Below are 10,179 nucleotides of genomic sequence, written 5' to 3'. Positions count from 1 at the left end.
AGTGTAGCTGATGTGAGTGCTTCGAAGTCATCGGGGGCTAGAAGGTTGCACCAGGAGTGCCGTCTGCGGGTGTTGTAGCGCATGCACCATCGGAAGACTTCTTGGCGGCAGATGATGGGATTGTCAAAGACTTTTCGATCACGTAGCACTTCACGCCTTAAGGCGGCATTAAAGGACTCTGCCAGGGCATTATCAGCACTTGTACCCACCGCGCCCATGGATTGGCGCACACCAAGCTGGGCGCAGTGGTCCCTAAAAGCCTGTGAGGTGTACACACTGCCATGATCAGAATGGAAAATTCCCCCTTTAAGGCTTCCGCGAACCTTGCTGGCATGGGACAAAGCTTCGATAACCAGCGATACCCGCATGTGATCGGCGAGCGCATGACCGACAAGTTTGCGCGAGTAGACGTCGATGACTGTGGCAAGGTACATGTTCTTGCCGCCCTTACACGGCAGGTAGGTGATATCGCCTACATACACCTGGTTCGGCTTATCAGCGGTGATTTTGCGGCCTACTAAATCTGGCATGACTCGATGACCAGGCTTGCGCCTGGTAGTGACACATCGACGTTGCTTAGTAAAGCCTTTCAGCCCCATGGATTTCATAATGCGTGCGACCTTCTTGTGATTGATCGGAGGAAAGTCCGTATCGGCTTTAAGGCTTGCAGCGATGCGTTTAGCACCATAAAGCCCGTGCTCATCATCGAAGATGCTCTTGATTCGTGCACCAATAAGAGCATCCGAACACATCTTTAACCTGCGTTTTTCGCGGGTATTGACCCATTTATAAAACGAGGAGCGATTGAGCTTTAACACGTGGCACATCCGCTTGACCGAGTATTCGGTTCGATGGTCATAGACAAACTGGAAGCGGATTACCAGCGTGTCTCTTCGGCAAAATATTTCGCGGCCTTACGCAGGATATCGCGTTCTTCGCGCAGCTTCGAGACTTCTTTTTCTAGCTGACGGATTCGTTCAGAATCAGTCGTCGCCTGTGCCTTGTCGCGCATGGTCTTCGTGCGGGCACGCTTGCCGGTGCCGTACTGCTTAAGCCAGGAATAAAGTGAGGAACGATTGACTCCAAGCTCTGCTGAAGCCGCGTGAAGTGAAAGGTCCTCATTGTTTTCGTAGAGGGCCACAGCATCACGTTTGAACTGTTCGGAGTACCTAGGCATGGTGGTAGATTACCTTTCTTCCCAACCCAACAGGGCTGGATATCAGGTGTCTACCTAACAGGGGTCAGGTCCCTTTCTCGTTGCGGTTCCCGTTCCCACCCTTTTCGCGTGCACCGCGACTCGCTGGCGACTAACGCACTTCCAAGCCCAATAGCTTGGGGCGCTCGCTACCAAGATGTGTCCGCGGCCGCTATGGGCAGGGGGCCTACAACAAAGTGGATGTACAGTTTTTCTCCCTTGTAGCGGGAGACTCTTTCCGCAGGTCATGTGGCATTCCCGGGATTTTGACGCGATGGCGTCGAAAAAAGAACATGGGGGTACCTACCTACGGCAAGACCTGACCAGCCTAGCAACCAGCTAAAACATGTCCAAATCCCTGCTCACAAGCTTGGAGCTGAGGTGTAGGGTCGGCGCCACTCAGAGCCGATCCCGCCAGCCATATCCATGACTCACACACTCACCTGCACAGCTCCACAATCCCTCCTTGTAGGACTTTGATTAGGCTTACCTTGTTCATATAAGCTTGCTCACGTTAAGATCATGGACTTTCACGCGTCAAGGAGGGATGCATGGCTATCTCTACCCCGCATGCGCAATCCCCTTCTCAATCACACCTGGGGTCTCGCGCGGACGCTACTGCGGACGCTTCTGCCAGCGCTCCATCAGGTAAAATCCCGCGTCGCCTCGTCGGCCTCGGCGTCCTTTTCCTCCTATTGCTCGCCAGCATCGTTGCCAGCATCGTGTTTGGATCACGGCAGATCCCTTTTGGAGAAGTGTCCGCCGTGTTCCGCGATCTCGGCACGGCGTTCGGCCACGCGGAGGGGCTGAATGTGGATCAGCGCGTGATCGTCGAGCTCCGCATTCCCCGCACCCTGTTGGGCCTAGTCGCCGGTGCTGCCCTTGGCGCCTCCGGTGCATTGATCCAAGGGCACACGCGCAACCCTCTCGCGGACACGGGCATTCTCGGCATCAACTACGGTGCGTCCCTGGCCGTGGTTGCCAGCTTCTCCTTGCTGGGTGTGACGCCCGTGTGGGCTACCAGCATGTGGGCGTTCGGTGGGGCCATCGCTGCTACTGCGTTGGTGTTTAGTTTGGCGTCCATAGGAGGAGGACAGGCCAATCCAATGACGCTGGTCCTCGGCGGCGCGGCTTTGTCCGCGGTCCTCAGCGCCATCATCAGCGGTTTTATCCTCACTGACGATGCCAATCTGGATCGCATGCGCTTCTGGACCGTCGGCTCCATCGCGGGCCGGGATCTCACCGTGTTCTACGGCGTGCTGCCGTTTATCCTGGTGGGCCTCCTGCTGGCGTTCATCACGGCACCGCAGCTAAACCTCCTGAATCTGGGCGATGACATCGCCTCCGGACTGGGCATCAACACCCAGCGCGCCCGCCTGATTGGCATGGCTCTGATCGCACTGCTGGCCGGTGCCGCGACAGCTGCCGCCGGCCCCATCACCTTCATCGGCCTGGTGGTCCCGCACCTCGTGCGCGCCATCACGGGCCCTGATTACCGCTGGATCCTCCCTTACTCTGCCCTGACGGGTGCGGTGATGATGCTGTTCGCAGACGTGGTGGGCCGTCTGATCGCTCGTCCGGGCGAGTTGCAAGTAGGCATCATCCTCGCGTTCGTGGGCGCGCCGTTCTTCATCGCCCTTATTTATCGACGCCGGGTGGTGGCCATTTAATGAGTTCCCTCCTTGCCCGCCCTACCTCTTCCACTATCCCTGGGCGCCCGCCATTCCGCGTGGGCTCATTTTCTGTGGTCTGGCGCCCTCGCGCGTTGACGGTGTCTCTATTGCTGCTCGTGGCGATCGTCTTGCTAGCGGCGGTCTCCATCGGCCTGGGTGACTATCCTGTGTCCCCGGCTCGTGTGCTGGAGGTGCTGTTCACCGGCCAGGGCACCCGCATTGAGCGTCTGGTGGTTTTGGATTGGCGCATGCCTCGTGCGCTGACGGCCATTCTGGTGGGCTGTGCGCTGGGATTATCCGGAGCCCTCACTCAGTCCGTGACTCGCAATGCGCTGGCCAGCCCGGATATCTTGGGCTTCACTACGGGCGCGTCCGCGGCCGCGGTCACCGTCATCACTCTGGGTGGTGGCGCTGGTGGTTTCCTCGGCTGGCTCAGCAGCATCGGCATTCCCTTGGCCGCGGTGCTTGGTGCGGCTGTCACCGCAACGGTGATGTGGGCTCTGGCGTGGAGGAGATCGACTGATTCCTTCCGGCTAGTGCTGTTCGGCATCATCATCTCTGCTCTGTTGACCTCGTATATCAACTTCCTGATGATCCGCACGGAGTTGCGCGATGCCGCGGCCGCGCAGTTCTGGCTTACTGGCTCCCTGAGCACTGCGGACTGGTCCAAGATGTGGCCCATCGCCATCGTTGTGTTGGTGTTTACACCGCTGCTGGCCTGGATTGGTCACCAACTTTTAGCCACCTTGCTGGGCTCGGATACTGCACGGGCTTTGGGACAAAACGTCCAGGGTGTGCAGGTGCTTCTGCTCGCCGCTGCCGTGGCTTTGGCAGCAGTGGCGGTCTCGGCCGCTGGCCCCATCGGGTTCGTCGCCTTCGTGGCCCCACAGGTGGCGCTGCGCTTGTGCAACTGCTCTGCACCACCGCTTCTGGCCTCTGCGCTGACCGGCGCTGCGCTACTCCTGCTGGCAGATATCAGCACCCAAACTCTTCTGCCCGTAGAGCTGCCGGTGGGCATTCTCACCTCGGCAATCGGCGGTGCGTTCCTTATTTATTTGCTGGTCCAACGGAATAGGTCAACCACGGCATGAGAAAAGATCCCACCCTGGAAGTTAGCAGTGCCGCGAACAAAGAAGGACACATGACTCAGAAGCACAGCATGAGCGCACGCGGCCTCGCCGTGGGCTACGGCGACCGGACGGTCATCGAAGGCTTGGACGTGGACTTTCCTCGCGGGCAGATCACCACAATCATCGGCCCCAATGGCTGCGGCAAATCCACGTTGTTGCGAGCCATGTCTCGTCTCCTTCCGGCGAATGAGGGCGAAGTGCTGTTAGACGGCGCCGATATCTCATCCATCAGGCGCAAGGACCTCGCACGGACCATCAGCGTGCTGCCACAAACCCCTACCGCCCCGGAGGGACTCAACGTGGCTGATCTCGTCTCGCGCGGTCGGCACCCACACCAATCGTGGATCCGTCAGTGGTCGTCCACGGACGAAGCCGAGGTGCACAAGGCGCTGGAAATGACTGGCTCGATGGGGCTGGCGGAGCGCACCCTGGATTCTCTGTCCGGAGGGCAGCGGCAGCGTGTGTGGATCTCCATGGTTCTTGCGCAGAACACGGACATCCTGTTCCTGGACGAGCCCACCACCTACCTGGATCTGGCCACGTCGGTAGAGATTTTGGAGCTGGTGCAGCGTCTACGCCGAGAGCTGGATCGGACTGTGGTGATGGTGCTGCACGATCTCAACTTGGCTGTACGCTACAGCGATAATCTCGTGGTGATGAAGGATGGACAGGTCCTCGCCACCGGGCGTCCCAGCGAGGTCATTACCCCAGAGCTACTGCTCGAGGCGTTTGCCCTCAACGCGCTAGTCATCGAGGATCCTGTCACCGGCGGTCCGCTGATCGTCCCCAAGTGACGATCAGGGCTTAGTCCTCCATCAGCTCCTGGGCGGGAGTCTTCTTGGACTTCCGCCAGTTGATCATCGCGGAAATCACCACCGGAGTCACAGACACCAGCACGATGACGATGGCGATCATGTCGATGCGATCCGCAATGCCCGGGATATCCCCCAGCAGCACGCCAATGCCGACCATGCTGACAATCCACAGCACTGCACCCGTGACGTTCCATCCCACGAACTTCTTGTACGGCATCTCCGCGGTACCAGCGGCCACGGGAATGTAGGTACGCACGATCGGGATGAAGCGCCCCAGTACCAGAGCCAACGGCCCGTACTTCAGGAAGAAAGCCTCGGCTTGTTCGAGGTGCTCGGTTATGAGGATCTTGGCGTCGGGCTTAAACAACTTGCGGCCAAAGCGGTGGCCGAGCCAGAAACCTACCTGGTCGCCCAAGAACGCCGCGACGATGGCCACGCCCACCAGAATCGGAACGTTCAAGCCCAGCTGATCGCGCAAGATTGCCGCGGTGACCAGCATGGAATCGCCGGGGAGGAACGGGAAGAGCACGCCGGATTCAATAAAGATAATCAGCGCAATGCCGCCGAGCGCCCAGCCGCCAAAGTTCTGGAGCAGGGTGGTGGCGTCCATGAGGTCGCTTAAGTGCACAGGGAATCCCTTCTAGAAAACAACTGGTCTATTCTTACCCCGGTTTCTGACCGGAATACAGGCAGGCGTGCCCGATTGCGCCTGGTTCATAGATAGTCAGCATGAAACGCAGGCATTGCACAGAAAAACCCGCACCAACTTCAACAAAGAAGTGTGCGGGTTTTCTAAGCCAAGTCGCCGAGAGGCCCGGCGTTCAAACAGAAGCGGGAATTACTCGCCGGAGTTCTGCTTGGACTTGAATGGGAAGCCCAGCTCGCGGAGCAGGGCGCGTCCCTCATCATCGTTGGTCGCAGTGGTGACCACGGTGATGTTCATACCGCGTGGACGGTCAATCTTGTCTACGTCGATTTCGTAGAACATGGACTGCTCGTTCAGGCCGAAGGTGTAGTTACCGTGGCCGTCGAACTGCTGGTCAGACAGGCCGCGGAAGTCACGAATACGTGGCAGCGCGACGGTCAGCAGACGGTCCAGGAACTCCCACTTGCGGTCGCCGCGCAGGGTAACGCGAGCGCCGATGGGCATGCCTTCGCGGAGCTTGAAGTTAGCGATAGCCTTCTTCGCAACGCGGATCTGTGGCTTCTGACCGGTGATCAGGGTGAGATCTTCGATCGCACCATTGATCAGCTTGGAATCGCGAGCAGCGTCGCCGACACCCATGTTGACGACCACCTTGGTGACGCCTGGGATCTGCATGACGTTGTCGTAGTTGAACTCAGAGTTCAGCTTCTCGCGGATTTCTGCACGGTACTCGGACTTGAGGCGTGGAGTGTAGTTTTCGCTCATCGTTAGATGTCCTTCCCGGGTCCGGATGAGTTTTCGGTCTACTGATGCCGCCACCGAATCAGCCCTTTAGTTCTCCGGAGGACTTCGCCGCCACACCCATCGAGGGCCTGAACATACGGGCTGCCGTGGCAGCAATGCCTCCCGAAGTGCGGCCCAACCTGCGGTGGTACACCGTGCGCCACCTCGACAAAGCCCGCGGCTTGCTGGCGTTTGACGTCGCTACGCACGGGGTGTCTGCGGAAGATGTCCACTCCACCTCCGGCCCAGGGCTCTCGTGGTGTTTGTCCGCACAGCCGGGCGACCCTGCTGGCTTGTGGACTTGCCAAGGCCTGTGGCATCGCGAGCACCGCACACAACTACTGGTGGCAGATCCCACCTCCCTGCCTTCCATGCGCGCGATCCTAGAGTACCTCGCCACGCTCTATCCCGAACAGCTCGCTTCCACGCACGTCATCGCGGTCACCAGTACCGATTCCGATTCAGAGCCCCACCTGGAAGATTGGCGCAACCGTCTAAGCAGCCTCACCCGGATCTCCGCACCTTCTGACGGTTATGCGCAGGCCATCGCCGAGCATCTCGCCAACATTGACGTTGAGTCCTCGCGCAATCGACAGCACAAGCCCCACCCAGACGTGGACTATGTGTGGGTCGCCGGGGAGGGGGATTTCTGCAAGGTGGTGCGCTCCCACGCCATCAAGACTTGGCAGCTCAACAAGGACAACATCCTGTGGTGCCCTTATTGGTTCGTCGGCAAGGCTCGCCCCTAGCGTGCATCCGTTATCCCCGTGAGTGCCCGTCCCCTAGCCAGCAACAGCAAAACCGCCCCAGCACGTTCATGCGGGGCGGTTCGGCGGTTGATTCAGACTACTTCGTGGCGTCTGCCAACGGCTGCTCGATCTTGTCCAGCAGGTAGTTCAGGCTCAGCACGGTCTGCCATCCGAAGGCCTTTTCCAGGTCGCCTTCCAGGTAGACACTGTGTCCGTCCTTCACGGCGGGCAGCTTGCCCACGATCGGATCCTCGGTCACAGAAGCCTTGCTCTGCTTCGGAGAGTAAGACAGTTGATCCCACACCAGCACGTCAGAGTTGATCTGGTCTGCGTTTTCCTTGGAGACCTCACCGTAGAACTTGTCCTTGGTGATGCCCGCGTAGGCCGGGTTGATCTTGAATCCCAGCTCGGTGAAGAAGCGGCTACGCGGATCGCCCTCGGCAAAGACAGCCAGGCTCTCGTCGGAGACAGTGGCCACGCCGAGTTCCTTTTCGGCCCATTCTGGGTGGCGGCCCTTGAGCTCTGCGAACTTCTCCTTGACCTGCTCCACCTGGCGCTTTGCCTCTTCAGGCTTGCCCACGGCCTGCCCGATCTCTTCCGTGGTCACGTCCCATGGTTGCTGTAGTTCTTCGTATTCGCCCTTTTGTACGACGACAGGGGCGATCTCAGACAGCTTCTTGTACGTGTCTTCATCGATGTCCGAGTACACAGCCACGATGAGGTCTGGATTGTCCTTGGCGATGGCTTCCGCGTTGACTTCTGTGTCCTTGTCGATCCGAGGAGTGTCGCCCTCGATCTTGTCATTGGACCAGTTGCCCGCAGCCTGACCATCCGGGGTCATTCCGTCCCAGTACTTCACGGAGACAGGAGTAACTCCCAGCGCCAGCAGTGCGTCCTGATCCGTGTAGCCCAAGGAGACCACGCGCTGCGGGGCTTCCTTGATTTCGGTGGAGCCGTAGCGGTGCTCGATGGTGGTGGGGAATGCGCCCTGCTCGGCGTTGACTGCCTGGGAGTCCCCGGAATTTCCGGACTGGTCATCAGTCGAGCAAGCGGTCAGTGCCGCGCCCAAGGTCAGCACAGCAGCGGTGCTAACGAGAATCTTCTTGAGTGTCATTTTTCTCCGTTGTTACTGGTGACGGATTTCCGCGCGAGGCGTGGCCCGTACACAAAAGGGAAAGGTCAAACCTTTGGTTGGATATATCCAGCCCTATGTCCAAAGAATTCGGTGGCGGTCAGTTCCGAGTTGTCGTCGAGACGAACACGATCCAGAACAATCGCCGGCGCCGGCACGTTGGCACGGGGCGATCCACAGACCACCGCGATTCCTCCCTCGTGAGGGATGGTGACTCGGCCGGGGGTTCCGCCGAAGCGGCCCTGCGAGACGTGCGCGGAAAGCACGCGGACGCGCTGGCCTCGGAATTCAAAGTAAGCATTGGGGTACGGGTCGGACTGCGCCCTGACCAGCAAGGCGATATCTTCCGCAGGTTGGGTGAAATCTATGCGAGATTCCTGCTCGCCGCGCTTGTGGAAGTACGTAGCGCGGGTGGGATCTTGAGGTTGCGCAGTGGCGGTGCCTTGGGCGACGTCACTCAATGCGCGTTCCACGAGGGGCTCGATGAGGTCGATGGTCTTGGCCACGAGATCCGTGGTGGTGTCCTGCGGACCCACGGGGATCGCGCGCTGGGCAACGATGGGTCCGCCGTCCAGCACTTCATCCATCTCGTGCACAGTGACGCCCACGTGAGTTTCCCGGTTCAACAGCGCCCACAGGATGGGCGAAAATCCGGCGTACTCGGGCAGGAGACCATCGTGGACATTCAATGCGCCGTGCTTGGCCAGGCTGAAAACCTCGGGAGGAAGCCAGGTTCGCCAATTGTTGGCCACGATGATGTCTGGTGCAGCATCGCGCAACGCCTCAATGACGTCTTGACCCACGCGCTCAGTGACACACACCTGGAGCTCATGTTCGCTGGCGAGCTCCTCAACGGAGTCTGCCCACATTTGCTCATAAGGGTGATCGCTGGCAGGGTGCGTAACTACCAAAACTACTTCATGACCAGCATTGATGACCGCAGACAACGTCCGGTGTCCCCACGACTGATAGCCGAAAACAGCAACTCGCATGCAGGGGATGTTAGCTTAGGTTTACCTATGTAGTCAATGATGAAAGTGGCGCAATTTTCATGCCAGACTCCCCGGACGTGACCACCCTTCACCGAATCTCGGTGCCCGCGGATGCGGAAGCCCTCGTTTTCCCGGACCCCTACCGCTCGAACGTCGAGCTCACCGAATCGATGTCCACCGTCGATGTGCGCATCCCGGCGCACTCAGCAGTGACCTATAGCTTTCAATCCGGCGAGCTGAAATATCCCGATCCACATAACGCACACGGCGCAGGCCCACAGGCGAGCCTATTGAGCGGCGATTCTGTGGACCAGACACTCTGGCCGCCTCGCTCCCCAGAAGTCATCGCGGACTTGCCCGGCGCACGCCTGTCCATCGACCGGAAGGTATTCGGCAGGCGCTGCACCGCGCGCCTCGATGACCGCGGTGCGGATACCACCGTGGTGTTTTTGGATGGCGATGACTGGATCCATCTGCATGACCTCACGGGCGCACTGGACCGGGCAGTCACGGCAGGGCTTATCCCCCAGATCAACCGCGTCTTCCTGCCGGCAGCCAAAGACCGCAGCGAGGAGTACACCTCCCAAACATTCGCCAGCGCACTGGCCACCGAGCTACCGCCGATCATCAACAGCAGCCACATAGTCCTGGCGGGGCAAAGCTTCGGCGGTCTCTCCGCCCTGCGCGCAGCTCTTACGGCTTCCACCGAAACCACGCCTGCAATCAAAGGAGCCATCGCCCAGTCCCCTGCCGTCTGGTGGTCCGCTGACCGTTCTGCAGAGCTCGCGGACACGCTCTCGGACGGGCCCGCAGGAGGCGACATTGCCGCACAGCTCACTGGCCCCTCACTCGAAAATCCTACGGCTCACAGTGGCTCCGGTCTGGCACGCATCGTACTGACGTGCGGTGCAGAAGAGCCGCCCATGCAACGACACGTGGATGCAGTGGCCGATGCCCTGACACGCCGCGGCTTTCCCACCACCAATCACCGCACGCCCGGTGGCCACGACCCTGCGATGTGGCGCCACGGGATCATCCCGGCACTCGCCGAATTGCTGGGCTGA

The 10,179-nt window shown here is 59.7% G+C and carries 10 protein-coding genes; 5 read left to right on the top strand and 5 right to left on the bottom strand.

Annotation, left to right across the window (positions count from 1 at the left end; all coding sequences use genetic code 11):
• A protein-coding gene (locus HMPREF2896_RS12585; RefSeq protein ID WP_246824030.1) for an IS3 family transposase occupies nt 1-1,177 on the bottom strand; the annotation gives its coding sequence in 2 pieces (ribosomal slippage) (nt 1-898 and nt 898-1,177; 1,178 coding nt annotated over the 2 pieces). This gene is flagged as partial in the annotation.
• Nucleotides 1,178-1,746: 569 nt separating this feature from the next.
• Here HMPREF2896_RS12585 and HMPREF2896_RS12150 point away from each other — a divergent pair.
• Genes HMPREF2896_RS12150 through HMPREF2896_RS12140 form a run of 3 tightly spaced genes read left to right on the top strand, consistent with a single transcriptional unit; the run spans nt 1,747 to nt 4,792 of the window.
• Nucleotides 1,747-2,865 (top strand): FecCD family ABC transporter permease, encoded by a 1,119-nt coding sequence (locus HMPREF2896_RS12150; RefSeq protein ID WP_019176088.1) that lies wholly within the window; start codon nt 1,747-1,749, stop codon nt 2,863-2,865.
• Complete coding sequence (locus tag HMPREF2896_RS12145) at nt 2,865-3,959, top strand: FecCD family ABC transporter permease (protein ID WP_005325330.1); 1,095 nt, start codon at nt 2,865-2,867, stop codon at nt 3,957-3,959. The genes HMPREF2896_RS12150 and HMPREF2896_RS12145 overlap by 1 nt, the downstream gene beginning before the upstream one ends.
• A gap of 50 nt (nt 3,960-4,009) precedes the next feature.
• Nucleotides 4,010-4,792, top strand: coding sequence for an ABC transporter ATP-binding protein (locus HMPREF2896_RS12140; protein ID WP_019176090.1), 783 nt, complete (start codon nt 4,010-4,012; stop codon nt 4,790-4,792).
• A gap of 10 nt (nt 4,793-4,802) precedes the next feature.
• Here HMPREF2896_RS12140 and HMPREF2896_RS12135 read toward each other — a convergent pair whose 3' ends face one another.
• Nucleotides 4,803-5,441, bottom strand: a complete 639-nt coding sequence (locus HMPREF2896_RS12135) for a DedA family protein (protein WP_005325329.1) — start codon at nt 5,439-5,441, stop codon at nt 4,803-4,805.
• A gap of 210 nt (nt 5,442-5,651) precedes the next feature.
• On the bottom strand, nt 5,652-6,224 hold the full coding sequence (gene rplE / locus HMPREF2896_RS12130; RefSeq protein ID WP_019176091.1) for a 50S ribosomal protein L5: 573 nt from the start codon (nt 6,222-6,224) through the stop codon (nt 5,652-5,654).
• A 44-nt stretch (nt 6,225-6,268) separates the two neighbouring features.
• On the opposite strand from rplE, the gene HMPREF2896_RS12125 reads away from it, so the two are divergent.
• A complete protein-coding gene (locus HMPREF2896_RS12125; protein ID WP_141750574.1) occupies nt 6,269-6,991 on the top strand; it encodes a siderophore-interacting protein in 723 nt (240 codons plus the stop codon).
• 97 nt (nt 6,992-7,088) lie between these two features.
• On the opposite strand, the gene HMPREF2896_RS12120 is transcribed toward HMPREF2896_RS12125, so the two are convergent.
• Together HMPREF2896_RS12120 and HMPREF2896_RS12115 are read right to left on the bottom strand one after the other, a co-directional pair.
• Complete coding sequence (locus HMPREF2896_RS12120) at nt 7,089-8,105, bottom strand: iron-siderophore ABC transporter substrate-binding protein (RefSeq protein WP_005291893.1); 1,017 nt, start codon at nt 8,103-8,105, stop codon at nt 7,089-7,091.
• A gap of 65 nt (nt 8,106-8,170) precedes the next feature.
• The gene (locus HMPREF2896_RS12115) at nt 8,171-9,115 is read right to left on the bottom strand and encodes a methionyl-tRNA formyltransferase (RefSeq protein WP_005325328.1); all 945 of its coding nucleotides are present in this window, start codon (nt 9,113-9,115) and stop codon (nt 8,171-8,173) included.
• 77 nt (nt 9,116-9,192) lie between these two features.
• Here HMPREF2896_RS12115 and HMPREF2896_RS12110 point away from each other — a divergent pair, with 77 nt between their 5' ends.
• Entirely contained in the window at nt 9,193-10,179 is a 987-nt protein-coding gene (locus HMPREF2896_RS12110; protein ID WP_246823007.1) for an alpha/beta hydrolase, read from the top strand.

The sequence above is a fragment of the Corynebacterium sp. HMSC069E04 genome, assembly GCF_001813175.1.
GTDB classification, from domain to species: domain Bacteria; phylum Actinomycetota; class Actinomycetes; order Mycobacteriales; family Mycobacteriaceae; genus Corynebacterium; species Corynebacterium aurimucosum.
Note: the sequence above shows the minus strand (reverse complement) of the source record. Positions and strands in the feature narration are given on the sequence as shown.